The sequence below is a fragment of the Salinivibrio sp. PR5 genome (assembly GCF_001996085.1).
In the GTDB taxonomy this organism is placed as follows: domain Bacteria; phylum Pseudomonadota; class Gammaproteobacteria; order Enterobacterales; family Vibrionaceae; genus Salinivibrio; species Salinivibrio proteolyticus.
On the sequence record NZ_MUFK01000036.1, the window covers coordinates 1 to 23,711 of the forward strand.

Below are 23,711 nucleotides of genomic sequence, written 5' to 3' on the forward strand. Positions count from 1 at the left end.
CAGTAAGTTAATATCACTTTTCAACACAAAAAAAAGAAAGAAAAGGACAACGGCAAGCCCTTGCCTGCCGTTATTGATCCATCATGCCGCGGACTTGTTCGAGCACGCGGAGCACCTTGTTCGAATAATCCGGATCGGTCGCATAACCGGCCTGATGCAACTCGCGAATAAATTGCTCTGGTTGTGCGGACTGGGACAGTGCCTGCTGATAGCGAGGGTTGCTATTGAGGAAAGAGACGAAGTCGTCAAAGCTATCTTGATACGATGGGTAGGCACGGAAACTCGCGGTTTCTTGAACCGGTATGCCATCATAGACTTCTAAGGTCTGCGTCGCGACTTTATCGCCCTGCCAGCGCTTATCGGCCTTAATATTAAACAAGTTATGGCTGTTATCACGCGCGTTAGCGATCACTTTTTTACCCCATCCCGTTTCTAGCGCCGCTTGCGCAAGAATAATCGCCGGATCGGTACCTAGCGCCCGAGCGGCTCGGCGAGCGTGAGGCGTGAGGGTTTGCACAAATGATTCTGGCGAATCAAACGATTCTTTACGTATAGGACGCTCTGGAATACTTGGCGGCGCGATAGACTGTCTATCCAGTTCGGCCATCGCTTGCTCTGCCGCTTGCCGACTTTGAGCTTTATTCATGGGCAGCGCGTTCGCGGATGCGAAAGCGGCCTCTTTTAAGTTGGTTTGGGGCTCACCCGATTGCACGCTGCCTAGCTGTTGTACAATCATACCTGCCAAGCCCAGAGATCCTTCACGGCTCAGTTCACTGGCAAGTTGTTCATCAGCCATTTGCTCGTAAAATTTCGATGTGCGATTATCAATCAAATCCGATTCAAACGCTTCATTCGCTTCTCGCATCGATTTGAACAGCATTTGTGTAAACAACGACTCAAACTGTTCTGCCGCCGCCCGCAATGCCGCTTTTTCATCACCATCTTTACCACTTACGGCTTTTTGCCGTAGTGAATCGAGCTGGCTAATGTCATGCACAAATTGGCTATCAACCGGTGATTTCATTGTTCTGCCCTATATCACGATCAACTGGCCATCGATGGCACCTGCTTGTTTCAGCGCTTGCAGTATTGCCATCAGATCTGACGGTGCTGCGCCCACGCCATTAACGGCACGTACCAAGTCGTCCAAGGTCACGCCCGGCTTAAAGTGGAACATCCGTCCCTCTTCTTCTTGCACTTCGATATCAGTATCCGGCGTGACGACCGCTTCCCCTCCGCCAAGCGGGTTAGGCTGACTCACATTGAAATCTTCATTAATGGATACCGTCATTCCGCCATGAGTGATCGCCGCAGGTCGCAAACGGACATTTTGTCCCACTACGATCGTCCCCGTGCGAGAGTTTACAATGATCTTGGCGGCGGCATCGCCCGGCTCGAATTCAATATTTTCCACCGTCGATAAAAATGCGACGCGCTGGCTGACATCACGAGGCGCTCGAACACGTATAGACGTCGCATCCATCGCTGAGGCCATTGAAGGACCTAAGAAGCGATTAATGGCATCCGCCATACGTTGGGCGGTGGTGAAATCCGCTTGAAATAAGTTGAAGGTCAAGAAGTCGCCGCGACCAAATGGATTGGGCACTTCGCGTTCAACAGACGCGCCATTAGTGATACGGCCAACCGTTGGTGTATTACCTACTAATCGTGAGCCATCCGCCCCCGTGGCGCTAAAACCACCCACAATCAAGTTGCCTTGCGCAATGGCATAGACGTTACCATCCAAACCTTTAAGGAAGGTTTGTAACAGCGTTCCCCCGCGCAGGCTTTCTGCCGAACCAATCGAGGAGACCGTAACGTCAAGTTTTTGACCCTGCTTCGCAAAGGCGGGTAAATCTGCCGTAACAGCCACCGCCGCAATATTGGCCGCCTGAGGGTTGATGTCGGGTGGTAACTGGATGCCAAAGTTTTCCAGCATAGATTTAAAACTTTGATCGGTAAACGGCGTGCTCTCACCGGTGCCCGGCAAACCGACAACCAGACCGTAGCCTGTCAGGGTGTTGCTGCGTACACCTGCCACTTCCGACACATCTTTTATGCGTGCCGCGAGGCTCGGAAACGCCACCACTAGCAATACAATCGATAACAACCACTTTTTCACGTCAACTCTCCGGCAAGTTATTGCGCTATAAAGTGACATTAAAGAATCGTGCCAACCAGCCTTGCTCTTGCGTATCTTGGCGATCACCCGTTCCTGAATATTGAATACGCGCGTTAGAAATACGTGTCGATGCAATCGTGTTATCTGGGCTAATGTCGGCCGGACGAATGGTACCGCTGAGGCGTATGTATTCATCCCCTGAGTTTAATGTCAGCCACTTTTCACCTCGAACCATCAGGTTGCCATTCGAGAGAACATCAATTACTTGGACTGAAATTGACCCCTGTAGGCTGTTGCTCTGATCGGCTGAAGCAGAGCCTGTAAAGGAGTTATCGTTACTCACTTCATAAGATAGGGTCCGCTCGCCGATAGTGATTTCCTCCCCCCCCAACGAGAGCGGATCCATAGTGAGATCATTGGATTTCGCCAAATCAGAGCTCGCACTTTTTTGTGCTTGCGTGTTCTCTTCGAGCATCACGGTGACGATATCTCCCAAACCGCGCGGTTTAGACCCGTCATAAAGGTCACGCTGGCGGGTACTATCAAACAAGGAGCCTGTCGCCGTCGCGTAATGCTCTGGAGGTTGCTGAGGACGAATGGGTGACCAAGCAGGGTCACCTGCTTTGGGATCTTCGCGTTGGCGGAGTAAGCCAATCAGTCCCTCACTGTCTGGCGCTGTCTCTCCCTCGACCGCATCCGTGGTTGAGGTTGCTTGGTCAAGATCACTACCTGTGTCCTGTTGACCCGGCAAAGAGCAGCCGCTCAGACCGAACAAGGCCATAAGCAACAAGCTTGGCATTAAAACACGTTGGAAAGTCATCAGCGCCCCCTTGAAACCCTTAGCCTTGTTTATAACTGCTGATTCACATAGCTCAGCATTTGGTCAACAGACGAAATCACTTTTGAGTTCATCTCGTAGACACGCTGCGCTTCAATCATGTTGACCAGCTCTTCGGTGACATTCACGTTCGAGGTTTCTAGCATCGACTGCTTCACTTCACCGAAGCCATCCAGACCAGGCACCCCTTCTTGTGGGTCACCACTGGCTCCTGTCGGTAAGTAGATGTTTTGTCCAATCGGCTCTAACCCACCTGGGTTGATAAAATCGACTGTGGTGATCTGACCCAATACTTGGTTTTCTTGCTGGCCACGCAAACGGGCTGACACTTCACCATCAGTACCCACCGTAATCTGCACCGCGTCTTGCGGCACGGTGATTTCAGGTTGCAGCACGTAGCCAGAACCCGATGTCACTATGGTGCCTTCATCGTTTAGGGTGAACTGACCATTACGTTGGTAACCGATATTGCCGTCCGGCAGCAATACTTGGAAGAAACCATCGCCTTGGATCATCATATCAAGGGCGTTATTGGTGGTTTGCACATTACCATTGGTATGAACACGTTGCGTGGCAACCACTTTAGAGCCCGCACCCAGCATCAAGCCACTGGGTAACTCTGTGTTTTGCGAAGACTGTCCACCCGGTTGGTTGATGTTTTGGTAAAACAAATCTTCAAACACGGCACGCGACTTTTTAAAGCCAATGGTGGATGCGTTCGCTAAGTTGTTCGAGATGGTCGAGATGTTAGTCTGTTGCGCATCAAGTCCGGTTTTACTGACCCATAATGCTGGATGCATAGTGTGTTCCTCTTAAGATGACTTAGCCAAGCTGCAACAGTGATGCAGACGACTCGTCCATTTTTTCCGCGGTTTTCATCAACTTCACTTGCATTTCAAAGTGACGCTGCAAGTCGATTAAGCCGGTCATTTCGCCCACAGCATTCACGTTGCTACCTTCTAATGCACCGGTGAGTAGTGTCACTCCCGCATCAGCAGGAAAGATAGTGCCGGGCTGTTTGGCTTTGAAAACCCCGTCTTTGTCTTTGAATAAGTCTTGATTGTCGGGACGAACCAATTTAATTCTATCTACCACTTCCATTGCATCGGCAGGCGCTCCTTGCGGAAGCACTGACACCGAGCCATCCTTGCCCACTTCAATTTTTGCTGCGGGGAGTGGAATAAAAATCGGACCGCCGGTCTCGCCTAGGATTAGGTTGCCGTTACTGTTTTGCAGTAGCCCTGTCTGGTCGACTTTCAAGTGGCCTGCGCGGGTATACCCCTCTTGCCCTTGGCTATCGAGTACCGCTAACCAACCCTGTCCCTGCACGGCAACATCGAGGTTACGGCCGGTGGTAATCGTTGAGCCTTGCTCAAAACGATAGCCAGGACGCTCTGTCATGTTGAACACACGGCTGGGAAGTCCTTCGCCATACGCTTGCATGGAGCGAGACTGCTCAAGATCGGCTCGAAAGCCTGTTGTGCTCACGTTTGCCAAGTTATTTGCGCGCAGCTGCATCGCTTGCATGTCCTGCTTCGCACCACTCATGGCAAGGTATAACGCGCGATCCATATTGGTTGCCTCCACAATCGTTCTAACTAGAACAAAGCAAAGAGCATGCCAGCATTAAAAATTAATATTTATCAAGCAATTATGAAGATTTAGTAACAGGTAAAAGCTAAACAGGAGGAGAGAATGGAAAAGCCTTGCCGCCCAAAATGTGGACGGCAAGGAAAACAGGGTTATCGAATTTGCAAGATGTTTTGTTGCATCTGATTGCTCACTTCCAAGGCTCGCGAGTTAGCTTGGAAGTTACGCTGTGCAGTGATCAAGTCCACCAGCTCTTGAGTCATATCGATATTCGATTGCTCGATCGTTCCGCTTTTCACTTGGCCAAACGCACCTTGCATCGCTTCACCAAAAATAGGATCGCCAGAGTCTTGCGTCACATCCCATTGGGTGTTGCCCACTTGAGCAAGGCCTTGTTGGTTGGCCACGCGAACCATGGCGACACGCCCTAGTGCGATGTTTTCACCGTTACTATAGGTGGCCATGATGGTGCCTTTGGGATCAATATCGACCTTAGTCAAATAGCCGGTCGTCGCGCCATCGTCGCTAAACTTACGCATTTCAAACGGTGCGGCATATTGGGTTGGGTTGTCGAAGTTAATCGTCAACTGCTGATCACCATTTGCACCGTTCATCTCTAGCGCCGCCCCCGCAGGGCCGAGCGGATCGGTCACTATTGGGTTGCCACCGTTGATGCTGTTAACGGAGCCATCTGAGTTAAAATCAACCGTATGCCCCGTGTGTCCTGTGGCGTTGGTGACGTTACCACCTTGAATATTAACCGGCTTTTCCCCTTCGGGATCCGTCATGGTGTAGTACACCGACCAACTATTCGGGTTAGCGGGATCATTGCCTTTTACATAGTAGGTGGAAAGCTTATAAGGCTGACCCAATGAATCATACACAGTGGCAGAGGTTTGCTTGTTGTAGGTTTCTGGGTCTTCAAAATTAAACTGCGCCGGATCTTTCTCTGCGCCGCCGGCTGGTAAGTTCAAGCCAATATCAACGTTTTGCGAGGCACGAGGCTGACCAAACTGATCGGGCACATTCAGCGCTTGGGGTTCGTACGATCCCACTTGCTGCGTGTCTGGGTCCACTTTATAACCCAGCAGATATTGACCTTCCGAGTTGATAATGTCGTTGTTTTTATCAAGGTGGAAGGCGCCGTTACGCGTCAGGTGATAGTCACTGGTTTGCAGCTTATCATTCGAGACGCCAAAGAACCCATTACCACTGATCCGTAAATCCAACGGGTTGTTGGTGTAGATACTCGAGCCCTCATGGAACTGCTGCGCAACGACTGAGGTTTGCACACCGGTACCATTGGTGGTTTTCGAGTTCGAAAAAATCGACGTTGAATACACATCTCCGAACTCAGCACGCGACTCTTTAAAACCATAGGTATTGGCGTTCGCAATGTTGTTACTGGTGGTATTCATGTCTTTCTGGGCCGCACCAAGGCCACTTAACGCAATATTAAAACCCATTGCTTTCCACTCCTAATAAATCGGTTAGCCTTTCGTCACATTACCGACGTCGGCATTACCGACTTCTAGCACTTCAGCGAGCTTGAACGGTGAGGAGAAGCCGGCAAGATTTAACATCACGTTGCCGTCGCCATTCCCCAGCAAGACACTGTTCACGTTGGCATAGGTTGATAAATCAAACTCTTGAGTTTTGCCATCAACCATGCCGCTGACTTTCAATCGATAGCGACCTTCCGGCATCGGATTGCCGTTGTCATCGTTGCCGTCCCACTCAACCCGGTGATCGCCGGGCGGCTTCGGCCCCATGCTGAAGGTTCGCAATAGCTGGCCTTGTTCGTTCTCCACCCGAACACTCACGTTGTCGAGCGCGCGAGGCAGTTTCACCATACCCGCGATTCCGCCCGCTTCAGGCTTGACGCCCATCGAGCCAGGAACCAGTACGTCTCGGCCAACCAAAGATGACGCTTGTAGTGCTTGGTTCGAAGTAATCGACTCATTGAACGCATCAAATTGATTGTTCATCTTGCCGATCCCTTCTACCGTCGCAAATGACGCCATCTGGGAGATCATTTTGTCATTGTCGACAGGCTTGAACGGATCCTGTTGTGACAGCTGCTTGGTGAGCAGTGAGAGAAAGTCTTCCTGCTTGAGCTCAGTCTGTCCGGTGACTTTCTCCTGGCTCTCTTGCAGTTTTTTCTCCTGCTGCGCCTTGAGCTGGTCAATGTAGGACAGTCCGCTAGTCGAACCTGTACCGTCGATTCCGGCCATTATCGCCTCCTACATTACTGACCCATCTGAAGCGTACGCATCAGCATTTGTTTACTCGCATCGGCAACCTGCACGTTAGTTTGGTAGGCGCGCGACGCGGAGATCATATTCGCCATTTCTTCCATCACGTTGACGTTGGGTTTAAAGATATAACCCTCTTCATTCGCCATCGGGTGGTCAGGGTTATATTCGGCACGTAAAGGCTTTTGGCTCTCAACGATACCTTTAATGTGCACCGGCACACTCTCACCACTTTGCTGCTTGAAGCGGTTAAGCTCTGCAGCAAAAATCGGATGCCGTGCACGATAGGTTTCCTGCGCAGAACTGCTTACCGAATTGGCATTGGCTAGGTTGCTTGATGTGGTGTTCAACCGCACTGACTCTGCGCTCATCGCCGAACCAGATACGTTAAAGATATTAAACAAGCTCATCGGTTATTCCCCTTTCAATGCCTTTTTCATGTTCTTGAACTTTGAGCCAAGAAAATCCAGTGAGGCTTGGTATTCCAATGCATTCTGCATAAACAAATTCTTTTCGAGCTGAGCATCAACCGTGTTGCCATCCCCAGTATCAGGTTGCGTAGGCACGCGGTACTTCTTCTCGCCCGCCACGTGAGTGGTGGCAGCAATGTGCCGCTCATTAGTGCGGCTTAGGCCAATACTTGCCCCTGAGGTTGCCGCCTGCAGAGCACGTTTAAAGTCGATATCTTGTGCTTTGTAGCCTGGCGTATTGGCATTAGCAATGTTGCTAGACAGCGTCTCTGCCCGCGTAGCGCGTACGCCGACAGTGTGCTGGTGTACGCCTAATGCATTGTCAAATGTAATCGCCATGGGCAACCTCCAAAACTCTTCTCATCACATCAAAGCAATCTTGATGCCAATTTTTAATATCCAACCTAAACACTATATTTTCAATGAGATAGAAAACAAGCCGCGGGATTATCTGGATGAGACGGCGGCAATACTCACAAAAGAAGAGGCAAACAGAAAAGAAAAAGCGGCAAGAAAGATGCCGCTTTTGAAAAGGATTACTTGAGTTTGTAAATAATACCGGGGTTGCACCGGATCATCTCAAATTTATCAGTGAGCCCAGTCAGTGACTCAGACGCTCCAAGAATTAAGTGTCCGCCTGGGTTAAGCGCCCCCGCCATCTGGTTTAACACCTGAGCCTTCATGTCTGGCGAGAAGTAAATCAAGACGTTACGACAAAAAATAATGTCGAACTTACCTAATAAACTATAGCTTTCCATCAGGTTCTGCGGGCGGAATGTCACCATACGCTTAATGTTCTCTTTCACCCGCATCTTGCCATCACCGACATCTTCAAAGAAGGTACGACGACGCTCCGGTGAGAGTCCACGCCCTAGGGCAAGATTATCGTAAATTCCCTGACGGCAAGCTTCCAACATCGACGTTGATATATCGGTAGCAGTAATACTCACACTGCCTAGCATGCCCGGCTTACGTTGCTGCGTTTCAGCCACTGTCATGGCAATAGAATACGGCTCTTGCCCGGATGAGCTCGCCGCCGACCAAATTTTGATCGGCTTGCGGGCTTTGCCTAATTCAGGCAGCAGACGATGGGCCAACACTTCAAACGGGTAGGTGTCACGAAACCACAGGGTTTCATTGGTGGTCATCGCATCGATTGCAGCGACTGCCAACTCTCGATTTCGGCCCGTAATCACCGATTTCACCAATTCAGAGAGTGACGCCAAACCAAACTTATTGACCAATGGACTAAGTCGGCTTCGTACTAGGTATTGTTTACTATCCCCAAGTACGATGCCGCATTTCGATTCGAGATGCTTGCAGAAGTCTCGATATTCTTGGTCACTGATTGCTACATTTGTCATTAATCAACTCAATCGCTCTGTTTGGGTTACGACTTAACCGCTTCGATGACGGCAGAGCCCAATTCATCAGGGTCGAATTTCGCGATAAACGAGTTGGCGCCCACGCGCTGCACCATGGCCTCGTTAAATACACCGCTTAAAGATGAGTGCAATACTACATGAAGATCTTTTAAGCTCGCATCTTTTCGGATTTCAGTGGTGAGGGTGTAACCGTCCATTTCCGGCATCTCAATATCTGAAATCACCAATGCCAGCTGGCTATATATATTGCCTTCTGCTGCCATTTCTTTCAGTTTATCCAGTGCCTCTTTGCCATCTTGTACCAAGATAACATCATAACCGACACTTTCTACAGCGCGCTTCACTTGGCGACGCGCCACGCTCGAATCATCCGCGACCAGTACTTGGCTCGGTGCACTTTCCTCACGCTCTTCACGCTTGGAGAGCACCTCCTCACTGATTTCCTCATTCACGGGTGCAATTTCATTCAGGATTTTTTCAACATCCAGCACTTCCACCAGCTCATTGTCAATTTCAGTCACGGCGGTCAAGTAGTGAGAACGGCCTGTTCCTTGAGGCGGAGGGAGGATTTTTTCCCAATTCATATTCACGATACGCTCGACCGACCCAACTAAAAAGCCCTGCATCGAACGGTTAAACTCAGAAATGATCACGAAACGATTCTCGGGATCCGGAATAGCTGGCCCGCCAGTTGCTAGGCTCATATCAATGACAGAGACTGTTTGACCGCGAATGTGCGCGACCCCTTTCACTAAGGGATGCAAATTTGCCATCGCGGTTAACTTAGGGCACTGAAGAACTTCCTTTACTTTAAAGACGTTAATGCCAAAGCGTTGGTTTCTCATCAGGCGGAAAGTCAACAGCTCTAACCGGTTTTGTCCTACCAGCTGCGTTCGCTGGTTGACCGAATCAAGAACACCACCTGTCATAAGATAAACTCCATGTTGCCCCGTTTTTTATGTAGAGTAGCATGATAATAGTAGTGGGTTATTGCACTACTCTCGAGAAAGAAGGGAAAATTTCTTCTTTGGTCGTCATCAATGGTTTGGATCTATGTATCAGATATTACGTTTATTTATCGTCAGCTTATTCACAAGCTTTAGCGTAAGTATAGCCGCTGCGACGGTAAGTCAAATGGATGCGGTCAGAGAAGCGGCAGAACGACATGTCGAGTCTATCATTTCGGTGCCCAAAAACGGTGAGCTCGACATCACAGCCGGCAACCTTGACTCGAGATTACGCCTGACCGATTGCCCGTTGCCATTGGATACCGAAGTGCCAGGGCGACAACGCATGAATACCTCGGTAACGGTCATGGTCTCGTGTCCTCAAGATGACTGGCAGGTGTATATCCCAGTCCAAATTCGCTTAATGATCCCACTGGTCGTTGCCAAGCGCCCGTTAGATCGTGGCATGCCTCTTGCAGAGAGTGATATGACCATTCAAATGGTTGACAGTCGGTTTCAACGTGGCCAAACCTACACCAGTCCAGCGCGCCTAATAGGCTCGAAAGTAAAGAGAACGGTCGGGATTGGTCAGCCCATCAGCAGTAACGATGTGTGTGCCGTGTGTCGAAATGATGACGTTGTTATCACTGCACGTGGAAACGGACTCAATATTGTTGCAAAAGGTACGGCATTAAGTGACGGTGCTCTAGGAGAGCAAATAAAAGTCAAGAACGATAAATCCAATCGGATTGTCGATGCTACAATCTCGGCGGTGGGCGAAGTGACGGTAAATTTCTAATTTTTTACGCCCGAATGCTAAAGTTAGCAAAAGGAATGCCGATACGCTGAGCAACGGACTCAAAAGCGACTGACAGTAAGGCGACGTTTATGGCGAGTATTGATCAACTACGTGGTAACCAGCAACCGCTGACCACAACCCGCAATAGCGGGAACCAGAATAAGACACAAGAGGCGCAAGGGAGCGCCGTGCGTGAACAGCAACGCACGACCAGTCAAGATGATGCAGTGTCGCTGAGCCATCAAAGCCGAGAGATCGGAAAAATGAATCAGCAAATGGCCTCTGAGCCGTATTTTGACAGTGCGAAAGTCGCTGAAATTAAACAAGCCATTGCCAATGGTTCGTATAAAGTCGATGCTGACAAACTCGCTGCCAATATGATGCGCTTTGAGAACGATTTGAACGACAGTTAATCTGGCGGGATAGTTTATGAGTCAAAATGCGCCCCTGTCCGTCCTTCTCGAGCAGCAGCTAGAGCGAGTTCAGTCGCTAAAAACGCTGCTCGAGCAAGAAGCCAAAACCATTGCCAGCCGGGTGTCGGAAGACATCGAAGCCACCGCCAAACAAAAGCAAATCTTGGTGAATGAAATACAGCGTGCTGATAGCCAACTCGCACAGCACCCTGAGCGAGAAAAGCTTCAAGGCGACCCGCAATGCGTTGAATACGTCAACACCATCCAACAGCACATTCAAGCCTGTAAGCAACAAAACGAGACCAATGGGATGGCGCTACAACGCGCAAGTTTAAGCATCCATCGGTTACGTAATTTGTTCCAAGAAAGCGGCGGCAAGTCAGAGCTGACTTATGACCATGACGGCAATGCGTCAGGCCGGAAAACCCTTGGCACCAATGTAAAAGCGTAGCTCGCGCTTTAGTATACGCCGAGCTACCTGACACTGCGTACTGACATCTCCTTACTTAACCGCTTTATGCTGGCCGCAGCGCGTATTCCCACTGCGCACGCACACCTCCCAATGATACAACTCGATCGGTAAAGCAACGAAGCTTAGCTGCCAATGACGGCTAATAAAAAGCGAGCCCTGTGGCTCGCTGATTGCGCGGAGAAGAGGTGAATTAAAAGATAATATTTTCGTTACGGGGGATGTTTTGCGACTCACCATAGCGCTTCATTTTTTGCATCAAGTCTAAATCCAGCTCCAGTTCGGTCACGTAGCTGTCACCGACTTTGTAACTTGCCACCACTTCGGCACCGCGGATAATACCGTCGACAGCGCCTTGTGTGCTATCACGGCCAAGACTTTGATCCTCCACACGGGTGCGACCACTGACTCGAAGTCCATACACCTGCTCACTGAGCTCTTTATATGCCTCCACTTTTGATGCCCGCATTGCCCGCGTTTCACGCTCTTCTTGCGTGGCCCCTTGCTGAGCACTGATTGATGCCATACCAACCGCAGAAATAACGTTCTCCTCTTTCATCCTGGTCAGAGGCTGACATGCGGTTAAAGCGATTAGGGCTAAAAGGCAAAGTCCATGTTTTATGCTCATGAATCATCCTGTCTCGGTTAAGGCTTAAGCACGACTGTTTCACGCTTGATGCGGTTCTGATCATCACGAATAATGACGCCATCACGCATGCGCACTTTATAAAGCGTATCAATATCTCGACCAATACGGTCTGCGGGTAAAAACCCTTGCGCAGAAGCGACCACAACACGCGACTCCATACCAATAATACGCGCATTGACCAGTACCCCTCCACCTTGTCGTAGCATGGTACCTGTCAAGATATAATCAATCTGCTGTTCAGGGTTTAACTCTTTCCAATCACGGCTGATGGCAAAGTCCCCTTCTTCAGTGACACGAATCGCGCCGGTCGATTTGAAGTCTATGACGGTAAAGCCACGGCTTTGCATCTGATAGATCAGCCCTTCGGTTACTGTATTGCCTAACCAGTTCGTTTCAGACATGTCTTGCAAGTCTACAAATGACGTGACCGCCAACGGGGTACGTGCGGTTAAGTAAGCGTTTGTCGCCAGCAATTCATCGGCCATGCTATTTAAAAAATAGTCCAGCGTGTGGCGAGGACGCTGCTTGAGGAAGAACTCACTCCCCGAGTAGGGCTCTTTCCCGTTGTAAATAGGCGTATATGCACAGCCTGCTGTCAACAGCGCTAATACCGCCACTATCCACTTTTTCATCGTATCATGCTCCGCGATCAGTCATCGATGTGAGACAAGTGTCTTCTTAGAGTATCGGACAAGGACCACAAACCTTTACCTTGAATTGTCACCCTTGTGTTCCGGAACACAACTTGCATCAATCTCTCATGCGTCATGCTCTTGTTAGGGTTGCCACCCTACCTGTTATGTTAACGAAGCAATTTCCATACCTACTAAGTGAGAACTTGACTATGAAAACCCGTTTGGCGCGATTCGGCCTGCTTTTTTCTCTGTTTATCACGCCGCTCACACAGGCAGCTTGGTATGAAGTGTCTGCCAGCTCGCCCATCCTTGAAAGCGAGCAAGCGGCACGCGTCCGCGCGTTAGAAGCCGCCACGTTCGATGCCATGCAGTTCTCCGGCGCCGATGTAGGAAGTTTGCAACAAATCAAACGATTTTTTACCTCCGTTAAGCCCGGTTACCAATTCAGTGGTAGTGAAGTGCGCGAGATCTTAATTCTGGAAGAAGGCACTCAAGGTGGCAATTATGTGGTCAATGTGCGGGTGGATATCTATCCATCGGCAAATGCTTGCCACAAGACACAGTATAAGAAAGGAATGGTGATGACACGCTTCCCGATTGTGTCGCCTCAACAAGCGGCCTTGGGAGGAATTTACCAATTTGGTGATGATTTTTCTGTGCTGCTTAGTCGAGAAGTCACTCAACACGGACAAAGCTTTGTTGGCCGTGGTATTGCGAATGTCGATGTTTCGCCGAACGCCCCGCAAGCTGTCGCGATGCTGGCGGAAGATAAAGACGCGCAATTTGTTGTCACTGGAGCCATTACCGATCTCTCTGCGACCACAGACAGTGGCAGCTTCGGCCGTTCGCAAGACAATCGGCAATTGGCGGTCAATGTACAAGCGATGGACGCTGAAAGCGGTGAAGTCATTTTCCAGCGCCGCTATCGTGATGTTGCCAAATGGCCTTTTGAGCGCCATAGCCAAGTGGATACCCAAACAGCGCGTTTTTGGCAATCGCCTTACGGGCAAATGGCACGACGCATGAGTCGTAACATCTTGCTGGATTTAGAGTCGGCCCTATCCTGCCGCGCCAGCAAACCCAAAATTGTGGCGCTAAAAGACAATATCGCACAAATCAACGTTGGACGAATCAATGGGGTGAAACAGGGTGATCAGTTACAACTGTGGCATCTCGCTTCTTTCACTGATGATTTAGGGATTGTGCGCACGCAGCGCCGTAAAAGCGGAATGACATTAACCGTTGCGCGTGTTTATGAAAGCAGTGCCGAAGCGGTTATCCAACCCGACAGCTTGATAGGCAGCATTCAGATCGGTGATATTGTCACCAAAGGAGTAAACTAAATTGAAACAGGCGCTTAAATCGCGCCTGTTTTTACGTATAATGGCTGCCCGCGCTCCCATAGCTCAACAGGATAGAGCAGTCGCCTCCTAAGCGACCGATCGGGGTTCGAGTCCCTGTGGGAGCGCCAGTAAACCATTATCTCCTCCTTCTTTGGTCGCTATTTGCTGTTCTTTACCTCGTTTCATTTGGTGTTTGTTCAAAATATCCGAACATATCCATCAAGCTCTGCTACTTATTATTTGGACACCTCACCTTTATCATTACTCTCAATCCGGCGAGTAACGTCAATATCTATCAAATTTTTCGAAGAGGTGCTCTATGCGTCAACGTTTACACACTCTGCTTTCCACTCAATCAAGCTTTGCCCCCTTAGCTTTGCGCCTTCCTGTCGGAGTGATTTTGATCGCTCATGGCGCGCAAAAACTGTTTGGTTGGTTTGGCGGCTATGGCCTTGAAGGAACGGGCCAATGGATGGCATCGATTGGCCTTGAGCCTGGTGTGCTAATGGCGTTGATGGCAGGTAGTGCGGAATTTTTTGGCGGTGTGCTGTTGTTGATTGGTCTATTGACGCGCCCTGCTGCGGCGGTCACGGCAATCACTATGCTGGTCGCGATTGTTACCGTACACTGGGATCACGGCCTGTTTCTAAGCAACAACGGGTATGAGTTTGGATTGGCATTACTGGCTGCCGCCGTCTCATTAGTGTTCAGTGGGGCTGGCAATCTCTCTGTCGATCAAAAACTCAGCCAGACAATGCGCTAACCCTCTACGACTGACCCATACAAAAATGCCGCGTTGAACACGCGGCATTTTTCGTGGCCAAGGGTTGGTTGATTAAATGTAAGTCACCCACGCCCAAAGGCTCAACATGGCCATCACGCCGGCAAGGATATCATCGAGCATGATCCCTAGCCCGCCATGAACATGCTTGTCCAACCAACTGATAGGCCATGGCTTAATCATATCGAAGAGTCGAAACATCACGAAGCCCGCCAATATAATCTGCCAGTCGGTGCTTGGCACCAATGCCATGGTGATCCAAAAGCCAACAAATTCATCCCACACAATCGCGCCGTGATCATGCACTTTCATATCCGCAGAGGTACGACCGCAAATCACAATGCCTGCAAGGCTACCGACAAGAATAGCTATCCATAAACCGACTGGCGCTGTGTAGGTAGCAAGTAGCCAATAAAAAGGCACCGCAAACAAGGTACCAACCGTCCCCGGCACCACCGGAGAGAGCCCGCTCCCCAGCCCAACGGCCAGCAAATGCAACGGATTTTTAAGCGATAAACGCTGCTTAGGATCTGTCACTGTCCAACTCCTTAAAGTGATCCCATCCTGATAGCGTCCAGTCTAAGGGATTACCATCGGCCATCAATTGTAAAGACTGACTGCCATTTATTTGACCAATACAAGTGGCGGTGACCCCAGTGTGTTTCAGTGTTGTCTCTAACGTCCCGCGATACATTTCCGGTACGGTAAAGCACAATTCATATTCTTCGCCACTGGTTAAGGCAAGCTTTTGCGCGGTTTCATAGCTGTCCACATCCGCTAATAACGCCTCCGACAGCGGCAGTTGGGTCACATCAATGGATGCGCCCACACCACTGGCTTTGATAATATGCTGAATATCAGCCACTAGCCCATCGGAAATATCAATCGCTGCCGAGGCGATACCCCGTAAAGCTTGGCCTGCCGCTACGCGAGGCTGCGCGCGATAATGCCGATTAATCAATGTGGCCGCCCGTGCCTCATCGGTCACCGGCTTACCAAGGACATAGTTCAGTCCTGCTTGGCTATCCCCCAAGGTACCGGTGACATATAACCAATCCCCAGGCTTAGCACCATCGCGAGTTAATGCCTTTCCATGAGGGACATGGCCATGTAAGGTCATGGTAATGCTTTTGGGCCCACGTGTGGTGTCACCGCCAATCAGCTGGACTTGAAAGTATTCGGCAAGCGCAGAGAAACCTTGGCAGAATCCTGCCACCCACGCTTCATCCGGTTCCGGTAAAGTCAGCGCCAGCGAGCACCATGCAGGCATCGCCCCCATTGCTGCTAAATCGCTTAAATTCGATGCCAACGCTTTATGCGCAACATCGGAAGCACTGGCTGTAGCAAGAAAGTGGGTCCCTTCTACCATGGTATCTGTGGTGATGGCGAGCTGACAGCCCTCGGGGACTTGGGTAATGGCACAGTCGTCACCAATGCCTAGCGCCACATCGCGGCGGCTCACTGGCTGACGAGCGAAATAATCGCGAATCAGATCAAATTCGTTGCGCGTCATAATGGCTTTCGTGGTATTGCATCTAAAAATAAAAAGGCCAGCGGGGCTGGCCTTGAAAGGGAGGTAATTAACGAAGTCGTGGGGCCGCTTTATCAAGCACACCATTCACAAACTTGTGGCTGTCTTCGGCGCCAAAACGCTTCGCCAGTTCCACCGCTTCATTAATCACGACTTTATACGGCACATCTTCACGTTTCACCAATTCGTACATCGCCAAACGCAGTAGTGCGTGCTCCATGTCGTCCAAGTCTTGCAATGGACGTGACAAGTAAGGACGCATTTTGCTGTCTAGCTCTTGATGACTCAGTACCACGCCGCTAAACAGATTACGGAAATATTCCACATCGGTTTCAGGCTCACGCAGAAGTGGCTCTGCGTCTTTGTGGTCGTCTTCTTCGTACTTTTCGGCTGCAAGGAATTGTGCCTCAATATCTGCGATATTGCCTTGCGCCAGTTGCCATGAATAGATGGCTTGCAATGCAAATTGGCGTGCATTACGTCGTGCGGCTGGTTTCACTCTAACCCCCGTTTAGGATTCAATCTGGGACAGGACATTGACCATTTCAAGCGCGCTCAGTGCAGCCTCTGCCCCTTTATTACCAGCCTTGGTACCTGCGCGTTCGATGGCTTGCTCAATGGTGTCAACAGTCAGCACGCCAAAGGCGACTGGGGTTTCAAACTCCAGTGCAACCTGTGCTAACCCTTTATTACATTCTCCGGCCACATAGTCAAAGTGGGGCGTGCCACCGCGGATCACCGAACCTAGCGCCACAATCGCATCGTAGCGACCGCTTTTAGCTAGTTTCTGGGTCACCAAAGGCAACTCGTAGGCACCGGGACAGCGGACCACGGTAATATTATCTTCGCTGACTTGGCCTTGGCGCTTCAGTGCGTCGATCGCACCTGATAGTAAACTCTCGTTGATAAAGCTATTAAAGCGAGAGATAACAATGGCAACCTGCGCGTTGGGCGCGGCAAATGCACCTTCGATTACGTTCATGAGCCTTCCTGTGACTTGCTTTCCGGAATGAGAAACCGCGCGATTCTACCACATTTTTAGCGAATGGCACCATGTTCCGTGCCCGCCACCCCTGTTGCACATCGCGCAGCCTTGCTTGTTAGGTTATTCGGTGACGTATTCCACCACGTTCAACCCAAAGCCTGATAGTGCGTGATAGCGTTTCGTTGATGACGAAAGCAAACGCATTTGCTTAACGCCAAGGTCTGCCAATATTTGCGAGCCAATGCCAACACGGCGTGACGTGCCTTGCCATTTGGCGCTAGCTGGCTGCTCGCCTTTATCTTGCGCTTCAAATGCTTTCACCTTATTGATAATGGCATCGCTGGTTTCTTCTTTCCCCAAAATCACCAACACACCACCGTCATGACTGATCCGTTGCATCGCACGGGTTAGGCTCCAGCTGCGCTCAGCCGTTCGGTCAGATTGAAGCACATCGGTAAAGGTATCTTGCAAGTGCACGCGAACCAAGGTCGGATCTGCGGTCACTTCGCCTTTACACATCGCATAGTGGATTTGGTTATCAATGGTGTCACGGTAAGTGACCAAATCAAACTCACCAAATTCGGTGGGCAATTTACAAGACGCAACACGCTCAATGGTGGTTTCGTTAAGGTTTCGGTATTCAATCAAATCTGCAATGGTGCCCAGCTTGATACCGTGCTTTTCACAAAACACTTCCAAATCAGGGCGGCGCGCCATGGTGCCATCTTCGTTGAGGATTTCCACAATCACGGACGCAGGACTAAAGCCTCCTAAGCGGGCCAGATCACAGCCTGCCTCAGTGTGGCCGGCACGGGTCAGAACACCACCCTCTTGTGCCATTAACGGGAACACATGGCCCGGCTGAACTAAATCGGCAGCTTTCGCATTAGGCGCGACCGCAGCTTGTACGGTACGTGCACGATCGGCCGCAGAAATGCCGGTGGTCACCCCTTCCGCCGCTTCAATTGACACCGTGAAAGCAGTGGAAAATTGCGCGTTATTGTCAGACACCATCAAAGGTAATCCAAGCTGCTGACAGCGCTGTTGGGTCAGCGTTAAGCAAATCAAGCCCCGACCATGGGTGGCCATGAAATTGATAGCTTCTGGCGTGATCGCTTCGGCCGCAATGATCAAATCGCCTTCATTTTCGCGATCTTCGTCATCCATCAATACCACCATTTTACCTTGGCGGATATCGTCAATGATTTCTTGGGCACTACTTATTGCCATCTTGGATTCCTTATTTCAAAAAGCCGGAACGGGCCAGCGTATCAAGGCTGACTCCCGTTGATTGTGTGGGTTCAGCCGCCTTGTCACCGAGCATTAATCGCTCAAGGTAACGGGCGATCACATCAACTTCGATGTTCACTTTGCGCCCAGGGGCAAACGTTTGAATCGTGGTTTGTTCAGCGGTATGCGGCACGATGGTGAGCTTAAATGTACTGCCATTGACATCGTTCACCGTCAGGCTAATCCCATCTACCGTGATCGAGCCTTTCAATGCCACATATTTGGCGAGCTCAGACGGTAATCTAATCCAGTATTCCCACGCGCGGCCGGTTTGGTTCACTGAGGTAACTTCACCGAGGCCATCAACATGGCCCGCCACCATGTGGCCGCCAAATCGCGTGGTGGGTAGCATCGCCTTTTCAAGATTGACCTTGTCTCCGACCGACAAGTGCCCCAGTGATGAACGCGCAAGGGTTTCAGATGACACATCTGCGCTGTAGCCCGTTGCGCTCAATGCAACCACGGTCAAGCACACCCCATTGGTGGCGATACTGTCACCCAGTTTGACATCACAGAGATCAAGCTCGCCACTGTCGATAGTCAAAGTCATGTCTTGCCCGCGGCGAGTCAAGCGTTCTACTCGGCCTACCGCTTCGATAATTCCAGTAAACATCGTTATTCGTACTCTTGCGTGATCACGGCATGCTCAGAGAGCATGGCGGTTAAGCGAACATCGTCACCGAGCCTCGTCACGTGATTAAAGTAAAAGCGCGGTGCATCGTCCATCCGTTGCATCCCATCTAAAGCAACCAAGGGGCGACTGTCGCCTCCTAACAGGACGGGGGCTTGGTAAACAATCAGTTCATCGACTAACGATTCAGTGAGAAGCTGACCCGCTAGCCTTGCGCCCGCTTCGACCCACACTTTGTCAATATCATGTTCCGCCAATGCGCGAAGGATAGCGGTGAGTGACGCATCGGGCATTACCCATTCTTGCACGTTATCCGGCCACGCATGATTACTCGGTGAATCAACAATACGGATCACATCACCGTCAAGCTGATAGACGGTTGCATCCGGTGAAGTTTTATTATCTCTATCTAGCACAACACGTGTCGGTTGGCGCACAGTCGATTGCGGATAAGCATCGAGCGTGGCTCGAGGAAGTTGGCTTTGACGTACATTGAGGCTGGGGTTATCGGCCAATACCGTGGCGCTGGTCGATAAAATGGCACTGGCTTGAGCACGAAACGCTTGCACATCGGCGCGTGCAGACTCACCGGTGATCCATTTACTTTGGCCATTGGCTAAGGCGGTCCGGCCATCGAGGCTCCCTGCCAGCTTAAGCTGTACATACGGCATTTGGGTGAGCATTCGCTTAATGAAGCCGGGGTTTAGCGCCTTGGCCTGCTCGGCCATCACACCGACGACCACCTCAATACCTGCTTCTTGTAAGCGCGCGATGCCTCGCCCTGCCACTTGAGGATTGGGATCTTGCATGGCACACACTACGCGACTGACGTTAGCGGCAATTAAGGCATCGCAACACGGTGGCGTGCGACCATAGTGAGAGCAAGGCTCTAAGGTGACATAAGCTGTCGCCCCTTGTGCACGTTTCCCCGCCGCCTTTAAAGCGTGTACCTCGGCATGTGGCCCGCCGGGAGCAAGATGAAACCCCTCACCAACAATGTCGTCACCATGCGCAATCACACAGCCCACATTGGGATTCGGGGTCGTGGTAAAGCGCCCTTGAGCGGCAAGCGCGAGTGCGCGCGCCATCATGGTGTTATCGCGTTGGTTGTTACTCATTTTTGCAGCCGAGCAATTTCTTCACCGAACTCACGAATATCTTCAAAGCTGTGATAGACAGAGGCAAAACGGATATACGCCACTTTATCGAGCTCTTTGAGTGCTTCCATCACTAAGTTACCAACCGAGGCAGAACTAATCTCTCGCTCACCGGTCGCGCGAAGGCGTGATTTAATGCTGTTGATCGCTTTTTCAATATCGTCCGCACTGACAGGCCGTTTTTCCAGTGCGCGCTGAATGCCACCGCGCAGCTTTTCTTCGTCAAAAGGCTCACGATTACCATTGGTTTTGATGATGCGTGGCATCACCAGCTCTGCCGTTTCGAACGTGGTATAGCGTTCTGCGCACGCCAAACACTGGCGACGACGACGAACTTGATGGCCATCGGCGACGAGTCGAGAATCGATCACTTTGGTGTCGGTTGCACCACAGAATGGACAGTGCATGGGGCTAGCCTCCTCAATATCATCCCGTTAGTGTAACCGATTTGCGATTATGAAAAAGCCTGCAAACGGCGAGTTTGTAACGATTCTGTGCGCAAAGCTGATTTCGCTATGAATCGGTGGCTAACCACGCACAAAAAAGGCGCCTGAAGGCGCCTTTGCTGTTTCACTTACAACGCTTACCGGTTACGCATAAACCGGTAGGCGGCGGCAAATGGCTTGAACTTTTTCTTTAGTTTCAGCAATCACTTGCTCATTGTTGATGTTATCTAACACATCACACATCCAATGCGCGAGCTGTTCAGCGTCTTGCTCGGTAAAGCCACGGCGTGTAATCGCTGGCGTCCCTACACGAATGCCTGAGGTGACAAACGGGCTACGTGGATCGTTCGGCACACTGTTTTTGTTCACTGTGATATTCGCGGCACCGAGCGCAGCATCCGCTTCTTTACCAGTGATGTCTTTGTCAATCAAATCAACCAAGAACAAGTGGTTGTCGGTTGACCCTGACACGATGTTATAACCGCGTGCTTGGAACCCCTTCACCATTGCACGCGCGTTATCAATCACGCGCGCTTGATAGGCTTTAAACTCAGGTTCCATCGCCTCTTTAAACGCGACAGCTTTACCCGCAATCACGTGCATCAGTGGGCCACCTTGGCCACCTGGGAACACCGCAGAGTTGAGCTTTTTGTAGAGGTCTTCACCCGCATTAGACAGGATCAAACCGCCGCGCGGCCCTGCTAGGGTTTTATGGGTGGTGGTGGTAACCACGTGTGCATGCGGCAATGGATCTGGATACACGCCTGCTGCAATCAAACCAGCAACGTGTGCCATGTCCACCATGAACCAAGCGCCCACTTTGTCGGCGATTTCACGCATACGCTTCCAATCCACCACTTGCGAATAGGCAGAGAAGCCACCAATGATCATTTTCGGCTTATGTTCCAGCGCGAGCTGTTCCATTTGCTCGTAATCAATCTTACCCGCTTCATCAATGCCGTACGCAACTACTTCATAGTGTTTGCCTGAAAAGTTGACCGGAGAGCCGTGCGTTAAGTGGCCACCATGCGCCAAGCTCATGCCTAAAACCTTATCGCCTGGGTTTAGCAGCGCCATATACACAGCACTGTTAGCTTGTGAGCCAGAGTGAGGTTGTACGTTGGCATATTCACAACCAAACAATTCACACGCACGCTCAATCGCAAGAGCTTCCACTTTATCGACATGCTCACAGCCGCCGTAATAACGCTTGCCGGGGTAGCCTTCGGCATATTTGTTGGTCAGTTGAGAGCCTTGCGCTTCCATGACGCGTGGGCTGGTATAGTTTTCTGACGCAATCAGCTCAATGTGTTCTTCCTGACGAGCCGTTTCTTCTTCAATGGCTGCGAACAGTGCCGGATCGTAATCCGCAATCTTCATGTCACGCTTTAGCATTTGTCTCTCCTGACTCAATGGTGGCGGGCTATTACCCTTAAAGCGAATGCTATCCGTACCCAAGTTGGCCCGATAGCTCGAATGGTTTTGATATGGCATAGTGCACCACACCTTGGGTTAGTCGCCTTACACATTTAAAGTGACTAAACCAAGGCAAACAGGCGGAAAGGTCGGCGTTTTAAAAGCCCGACGCAAACGTTTACGCTACCGCCATTACTGCGTTTGTCATTCTACAAAAAAACCACTGCAACAGGTAGTGTCAATCGGCCGTTTTTTTTATACGTCGGTTGTGCCAGATTAGTCCGCCATACAGAAATGCAGATTGTGCGCTGTAAACAATTTACACGCGAGTATCAAATTGCTGACATCCTATCAGCCAGTGATTTACTTGGCTGACTTTTTATTACTCTCATTTGGCGATAAAATCCGCGCCCGCAATTCCCATTAACCTTATTTAACCGCCGCCCCAGTTGGGTTTTGGCGGACTTTTTGTTGCTGTTTATGTAGGGAGAAGCCGTGTGAGCCGATATCAACACAGCTTAAAAGAAGATGTGATCGCCATTGCCTCTGGGGCGTTTCTCGTCGCACAAGGGGTGTTTTTCTTGCAACAGGCCGGACTGTTAACCGGCGGGACGACTGGCCTTGCTTTGTTAGTCAGCCAATTTACTGACCTGTCCTTCGGCACCCTGTACTTTCTGTGTAACTGTCCGTTTTATTTGATGGCTTGGTTTCGTATGAGCCCGCGCTTTGCTGTGCGTAGCTTACTCGCCGGTGGCGCGGTGTCCGTGATGGCCGATCATATCGCCTACTTTTTTCAAATCACTTGGTTGGCCCCCGCCTATTGTGCGGTCATTGGTGGCTTGCTGATGGGCGTCGGCATGTTGATGATTTTCCGCCACAATGCCAGCTTAGGCGGTTTTAACGTACTGGTGCTTTATTGTCAGGACAAGTTTGGGATCTCGGCAGGAAAATTGCAAATGGGTATCGACTGTACCATCCTGGCGTTATCTTTCTTCCTCATCGACCTCAATCTCTTGATGTGGTCGGTGGTTGGCGCGATTGTGCTCAACGTAGTCTTGGCGATGAATCATAAGCCGGGTCGTTATCAAGCGCATCCGGCCAACCCTGGCGCGTAGCCAATCACCACGCCACACAAACAACAAAGCCAAGCATCACGCTTGGCTTTTTGTTGCTTACCGTATTAGTCCAACTCGCGATATTAAATCGCTTCTTCGTCTTCTTCACCGGTACGGATACGCACCACGCGTTCAACATCGAAGACAAAGATTTTACCATCACCAATTTTACCGGTTTGTGCGGTATCAATGATGGTTTCAACACACTGTTCTGCGACATCATTCGCGACCACGACTTCCAGCTTGACCTTAGGCAGAAAGTCGACCATGTATTCAGCGCCTCGGTAAAGCTCAGTATGACCTTTCTGACGACCAAAACCTTTTACTTCTGAGACAGTCATCCCCGTGATGCCCACGTCGGCAAGTGCTTCGCGTACGTCATCGAGTTTAAATGGCTTGATGATGGCTTCAATTTTTTTCATTCCGTTATCCTTCTCGTTGGCC

General features: G+C 50.5%; 30 protein-coding genes and 1 tRNA gene. 8 read left to right on the top strand and 23 right to left on the bottom strand.

The genetic code is table 11. The features are described 5' to 3' along the window. Positions 1 to 70: 70 nt before the first annotated feature. The 9 genes from flgJ to flgB form a co-directional block, all read right to left on the bottom strand. The gene (flgJ, locus tag BZG82_RS12345) at positions 71 to 1,024 is read right to left on the bottom strand and encodes a flagellar assembly peptidoglycan hydrolase FlgJ (RefSeq protein ID WP_077765961.1); all 954 of its coding nucleotides are present in this window, start codon (positions 1,022 to 1,024) and stop codon (positions 71 to 73) included. A gap of 9 nt (positions 1,025 to 1,033) precedes the next feature. Beyond that, entirely contained in the window at positions 1,034 to 2,122 is a 1,089-nt protein-coding gene (locus BZG82_RS12350; RefSeq protein ID WP_077478930.1) for a flagellar basal body P-ring protein FlgI, read from the bottom strand. Positions 2,123 to 2,147: 25 nt separating this feature from the next. Beyond that, positions 2,148 to 2,942: a flagellar basal body L-ring protein FlgH gene (locus BZG82_RS12355; RefSeq protein ID WP_415752736.1), complete on the bottom strand. Its 795-nt coding sequence runs from the start codon at positions 2,940 to 2,942 to the stop codon at positions 2,148 to 2,150. A gap of 29 nt (positions 2,943 to 2,971) precedes the next feature. Further along, positions 2,972 to 3,760 carry a flagellar basal-body rod protein FlgG gene (gene flgG, locus BZG82_RS12360; protein WP_069589302.1) on the bottom strand — a complete coding sequence of 263 codons (789 nt, stop codon included), beginning with the start codon at positions 3,758 to 3,760 and terminating at the stop codon, positions 2,972 to 2,974. Positions 3,761 to 3,782: 22 nt separating this feature from the next. Further along, entirely contained in the window at positions 3,783 to 4,532 is a 750-nt protein-coding gene (gene flgF, locus BZG82_RS12365) for a flagellar basal-body rod protein FlgF (protein WP_069589300.1), read from the bottom strand. 170 nt (positions 4,533 to 4,702) lie between these two features. Further along, positions 4,703 to 6,016: a flagellar hook protein FlgE gene (flgE, locus tag BZG82_RS12370; protein ID WP_077478929.1), complete on the bottom strand. Its 1,314-nt coding sequence runs from the start codon at positions 6,014 to 6,016 to the stop codon at positions 4,703 to 4,705. A 24-nt stretch (positions 6,017 to 6,040) separates the two neighbouring features. After that, positions 6,041 to 6,784: a flagellar hook assembly protein FlgD gene (locus BZG82_RS12375; RefSeq protein WP_069589298.1), complete on the bottom strand. Its 744-nt coding sequence runs from the start codon at positions 6,782 to 6,784 to the stop codon at positions 6,041 to 6,043. 14 nt (positions 6,785 to 6,798) lie between these two features. Next, a complete protein-coding gene (flgC, locus tag BZG82_RS12380; protein ID WP_069589296.1) occupies positions 6,799 to 7,215 on the bottom strand; it encodes a flagellar basal body rod protein FlgC in 417 nt (138 codons plus the stop codon). 3 nt (positions 7,216 to 7,218) lie between these two features. Then, a complete protein-coding gene (flgB, locus tag BZG82_RS12385) occupies positions 7,219 to 7,614 on the bottom strand; it encodes a flagellar basal body rod protein FlgB (protein WP_077455526.1) in 396 nt (131 codons plus the stop codon). Between flgB and BZG82_RS12390 the strand changes: the two genes are divergently transcribed. After that, entirely contained in the window at positions 7,613 to 7,819 is a 207-nt protein-coding gene (locus BZG82_RS12390; protein WP_077478928.1) for a hypothetical protein, read from the top strand. The two genes, flgB and BZG82_RS12390, sit on opposite strands and share 2 nt — an antisense overlap. Here the strand turns inward: BZG82_RS12390 and BZG82_RS12395 are convergent. Next, entirely contained in the window at positions 7,812 to 8,639 is an 828-nt protein-coding gene (locus tag BZG82_RS12395; protein WP_069589292.1) for a CheR family methyltransferase, read from the bottom strand. The two genes, BZG82_RS12390 and BZG82_RS12395, sit on opposite strands and share 8 nt — an antisense overlap. 26 nt (positions 8,640 to 8,665) lie before the next feature. Beyond that, complete coding sequence (locus BZG82_RS12400; protein WP_077662877.1) at positions 8,666 to 9,589, bottom strand: chemotaxis protein CheV; 924 nt, start codon at positions 9,587 to 9,589, stop codon at positions 8,666 to 8,668. A gap of 205 nt (positions 9,590 to 9,794) precedes the next feature. Between BZG82_RS12400 and flgA the strand changes: the two genes are divergently transcribed. The 3 genes from flgA to BZG82_RS12415 all read left to right on the top strand — a co-directional run bounded on the left by flgA (position 9,795) and on the right by BZG82_RS12415 (position 11,270). Continuing rightward, the gene (gene flgA / locus BZG82_RS12405) at positions 9,795 to 10,406 is read left to right on the top strand and encodes a flagellar basal body P-ring formation chaperone FlgA (protein ID WP_274532426.1); all 612 of its coding nucleotides are present in this window, start codon (positions 9,795 to 9,797) and stop codon (positions 10,404 to 10,406) included. Between the two features lie 89 nt (positions 10,407 to 10,495). Next, positions 10,496 to 10,819, top strand: a complete 324-nt coding sequence (flgM, locus tag BZG82_RS12410) for a flagellar biosynthesis anti-sigma factor FlgM (protein ID WP_069589288.1) — start codon at positions 10,496 to 10,498, stop codon at positions 10,817 to 10,819. Between the two features lie 16 nt (positions 10,820 to 10,835). After that, complete coding sequence (locus tag BZG82_RS12415; RefSeq protein ID WP_077455530.1) at positions 10,836 to 11,270, top strand: flagella synthesis protein FlgN; 435 nt, start codon at positions 10,836 to 10,838, stop codon at positions 11,268 to 11,270. 211 nt (positions 11,271 to 11,481) lie between these two features. Here the strand turns inward: BZG82_RS12415 and BZG82_RS12420 are convergent, their stop codons facing one another. Both BZG82_RS12420 and BZG82_RS12425 read right to left on the bottom strand, forming a co-directional pair. Then, positions 11,482 to 11,916, bottom strand: a complete 435-nt coding sequence (locus BZG82_RS12420; RefSeq protein WP_101494775.1) for an LPP20 family lipoprotein — start codon at positions 11,914 to 11,916, stop codon at positions 11,482 to 11,484. Between the two features lie 17 nt (positions 11,917 to 11,933). Beyond that, positions 11,934 to 12,569, bottom strand: a complete 636-nt coding sequence (locus tag BZG82_RS12425; protein ID WP_069589286.1) for a FlgO family outer membrane protein — start codon at positions 12,567 to 12,569, stop codon at positions 11,934 to 11,936. A 212-nt stretch (positions 12,570 to 12,781) separates the two neighbouring features. Here BZG82_RS12425 and BZG82_RS12430 point away from each other — a divergent pair, with 212 nt between their 5' ends. The 3 genes from BZG82_RS12430 (at position 12,782) to BZG82_RS12440 (ending at position 14,678) form a co-directional block, all read left to right on the top strand. Beyond that, positions 12,782 to 13,915, top strand: coding sequence for a flagella assembly protein FlgT (locus BZG82_RS12430; RefSeq protein WP_077765963.1), 1,134 nt, complete (start codon positions 12,782 to 12,784; stop codon positions 13,913 to 13,915). Between the two features lie 52 nt (positions 13,916 to 13,967). After that, positions 13,968 to 14,043 (top strand) — tRNA-Arg (locus BZG82_RS12435). 191 nt (positions 14,044 to 14,234) lie between these two features. Next, entirely contained in the window at positions 14,235 to 14,678 is a 444-nt protein-coding gene (locus tag BZG82_RS12440) for a DoxX family protein (protein ID WP_077765964.1), read from the top strand. 72 nt (positions 14,679 to 14,750) lie between these two features. Here BZG82_RS12440 and BZG82_RS12445 read toward each other — a convergent pair whose 3' ends face one another. The 9 genes from BZG82_RS12445 to glyA form a co-directional block, all read right to left on the bottom strand. Then, complete coding sequence (locus tag BZG82_RS12445; protein ID WP_077674327.1) at positions 14,751 to 15,233, bottom strand: phosphatidylglycerophosphatase A; 483 nt, start codon at positions 15,231 to 15,233, stop codon at positions 14,751 to 14,753. Continuing rightward, entirely contained in the window at positions 15,220 to 16,209 is a 990-nt protein-coding gene (gene thiL, locus BZG82_RS12450; RefSeq protein ID WP_077765965.1) for a thiamine-phosphate kinase, read from the bottom strand. The genes BZG82_RS12445 and thiL overlap by 14 nt, the downstream gene beginning before the upstream one ends. Positions 16,210 to 16,276: 67 nt before the next feature. Next, complete coding sequence (gene nusB / locus BZG82_RS12455) at positions 16,277 to 16,726, bottom strand: transcription antitermination factor NusB (protein ID WP_069589278.1); 450 nt, start codon at positions 16,724 to 16,726, stop codon at positions 16,277 to 16,279. A gap of 12 nt (positions 16,727 to 16,738) precedes the next feature. Continuing rightward, the gene (gene ribH, locus BZG82_RS12460; RefSeq protein WP_069589277.1) at positions 16,739 to 17,209 is read right to left on the bottom strand and encodes a 6,7-dimethyl-8-ribityllumazine synthase; all 471 of its coding nucleotides are present in this window, start codon (positions 17,207 to 17,209) and stop codon (positions 16,739 to 16,741) included. Positions 17,210 to 17,332: 123 nt separating this feature from the next. After that, positions 17,333 to 18,442, bottom strand: coding sequence for a bifunctional 3,4-dihydroxy-2-butanone-4-phosphate synthase/GTP cyclohydrolase II (gene ribBA, locus BZG82_RS12465; RefSeq protein WP_069589276.1), 1,110 nt, complete (start codon positions 18,440 to 18,442; stop codon positions 17,333 to 17,335). 10 nt (positions 18,443 to 18,452) lie between these two features. Continuing rightward, positions 18,453 to 19,115 (bottom strand): riboflavin synthase, encoded by a 663-nt coding sequence (locus BZG82_RS12470; protein WP_077765966.1) that lies wholly within the window; start codon positions 19,113 to 19,115, stop codon positions 18,453 to 18,455. 2 nt (positions 19,116 to 19,117) lie between these two features. Continuing rightward, a complete protein-coding gene (gene ribD / locus BZG82_RS12475; protein WP_077765967.1) occupies positions 19,118 to 20,251 on the bottom strand; it encodes a bifunctional diaminohydroxyphosphoribosylaminopyrimidine deaminase/5-amino-6-(5-phosphoribosylamino)uracil reductase RibD in 1,134 nt (377 codons plus the stop codon). Continuing rightward, complete coding sequence (gene nrdR, locus BZG82_RS12480; protein WP_069589271.1) at positions 20,248 to 20,697, bottom strand: transcriptional regulator NrdR; 450 nt, start codon at positions 20,695 to 20,697, stop codon at positions 20,248 to 20,250. The genes ribD and nrdR overlap by 4 nt, the downstream gene beginning before the upstream one ends. A gap of 183 nt (positions 20,698 to 20,880) precedes the next feature. Then, entirely contained in the window at positions 20,881 to 22,131 is a 1,251-nt protein-coding gene (glyA, locus tag BZG82_RS12485) for a serine hydroxymethyltransferase (protein WP_069590692.1), read from the bottom strand. Positions 22,132 to 22,649: 518 nt separating this feature from the next. Between glyA and BZG82_RS12490 the strand changes: the two genes are divergently transcribed. After that, positions 22,650 to 23,267 (top strand): YitT family protein, encoded by a 618-nt coding sequence (locus BZG82_RS12490; RefSeq protein WP_077765968.1) that lies wholly within the window; start codon positions 22,650 to 22,652, stop codon positions 23,265 to 23,267. 83 nt (positions 23,268 to 23,350) lie between these two features. Here the strand turns inward: BZG82_RS12490 and glnB are convergent, their stop codons facing one another. Beyond that, positions 23,351 to 23,689: a nitrogen regulatory protein P-II gene (glnB, locus tag BZG82_RS12495; protein WP_069590688.1), complete on the bottom strand. Its 339-nt coding sequence runs from the start codon at positions 23,687 to 23,689 to the stop codon at positions 23,351 to 23,353. Between the last annotated feature and the right edge of the window lie 22 nt (positions 23,690 to 23,711).

Bases quoted from the DNA above. Each gene is read 5' to 3' on its own strand.
- flgJ (WP_077765961.1), bottom strand. From the start codon at position 1,024: ATGAAATCACCGGTTGATAGCCAATTTGTGCATGACATTAGCCAGCTC.
- BZG82_RS12355 (WP_415752736.1), bottom strand. From the start codon at position 2,942: ATGACTTTCCAACGTGTTTTAATGCCAAGCTTGTTGCTTATGGCCTTG.
- flgG (WP_069589302.1), bottom strand. From the start codon at position 3,760: ATGCATCCAGCATTATGGGTCAGTAAAACCGGACTTGATGCGCAACAG.
- flgF (WP_069589300.1), bottom strand. From the start codon at position 4,532: ATGGATCGCGCGTTATACCTTGCCATGAGTGGTGCGAAGCAGGACATG.
- flgE (WP_077478929.1), bottom strand. From the start codon at position 6,016: ATGGGTTTTAATATTGCGTTAAGTGGCCTTGGTGCGGCCCAGAAAGAC.
- BZG82_RS12375 (WP_069589298.1), bottom strand. From the start codon at position 6,784: ATGGCCGGAATCGACGGTACAGGTTCGACTAGCGGACTGTCCTACATT.
- flgC (WP_069589296.1), bottom strand. From the start codon at position 7,215: ATGAGCTTGTTTAATATCTTTAACGTATCTGGTTCGGCGATGAGCGCA.
- BZG82_RS12390 (WP_077478928.1), top strand. From the start codon at position 7,613: ATGGGCAACCTCCAAAACTCTTCTCATCACATCAAAGCAATCTTGATG.
- flgB (WP_077455526.1), bottom strand. From the start codon at position 7,614: ATGGCGATTACATTTGACAATGCATTAGGCGTACACCAGCACACTGTC.
- BZG82_RS12395 (WP_069589292.1), bottom strand. From the start codon at position 8,639: ATGACAAATGTAGCAATCAGTGACCAAGAATATCGAGACTTCTGCAAG.
- BZG82_RS12400 (WP_077662877.1), bottom strand. From the start codon at position 9,589: ATGACAGGTGGTGTTCTTGATTCGGTCAACCAGCGAACGCAGCTGGTA.
- flgA (WP_274532426.1), top strand. From the start codon at position 9,795: ATGGATGCGGTCAGAGAAGCGGCAGAACGACATGTCGAGTCTATCATT.
- flgM (WP_069589288.1), top strand. From the start codon at position 10,496: ATGGCGAGTATTGATCAACTACGTGGTAACCAGCAACCGCTGACCACA.
- BZG82_RS12415 (WP_077455530.1), top strand. From the start codon at position 10,836: ATGAGTCAAAATGCGCCCCTGTCCGTCCTTCTCGAGCAGCAGCTAGAG.
- BZG82_RS12420 (WP_101494775.1), bottom strand. From the start codon at position 11,916: ATGAGCATAAAACATGGACTTTGCCTTTTAGCCCTAATCGCTTTAACC.
- BZG82_RS12425 (WP_069589286.1), bottom strand. From the start codon at position 12,569: ATGAAAAAGTGGATAGTGGCGGTATTAGCGCTGTTGACAGCAGGCTGT.
- BZG82_RS12430 (WP_077765963.1), top strand. From the start codon at position 12,782: ATGAAAACCCGTTTGGCGCGATTCGGCCTGCTTTTTTCTCTGTTTATC.
- BZG82_RS12440 (WP_077765964.1), top strand. From the start codon at position 14,235: ATGCGTCAACGTTTACACACTCTGCTTTCCACTCAATCAAGCTTTGCC.
- thiL (WP_077765965.1), bottom strand. From the start codon at position 16,209: ATGACGCGCAACGAATTTGATCTGATTCGCGATTATTTCGCTCGTCAG.
- ribH (WP_069589277.1), bottom strand. From the start codon at position 17,209: ATGAACGTAATCGAAGGTGCATTTGCCGCGCCCAACGCGCAGGTTGCC.
- ribBA (WP_069589276.1), bottom strand. From the start codon at position 18,442: ATGGCAATAAGTAGTGCCCAAGAAATCATTGACGATATCCGCCAAGGT.
- BZG82_RS12470 (WP_077765966.1), bottom strand. From the start codon at position 19,115: ATGTTTACTGGAATTATCGAAGCGGTAGGCCGAGTAGAACGCTTGACT.
- ribD (WP_077765967.1), bottom strand. From the start codon at position 20,251: ATGAGTAACAACCAACGCGATAACACCATGATGGCGCGCGCACTCGCG.
- nrdR (WP_069589271.1), bottom strand. From the start codon at position 20,697: ATGCACTGTCCATTCTGTGGTGCAACCGACACCAAAGTGATCGATTCT.
- glyA (WP_069590692.1), bottom strand. From the start codon at position 22,131: ATGCTAAAGCGTGACATGAAGATTGCGGATTACGATCCGGCACTGTTC.
- glnB (WP_069590688.1), bottom strand. From the start codon at position 23,689: ATGAAAAAAATTGAAGCCATCATCAAGCCATTTAAACTCGATGACGTA.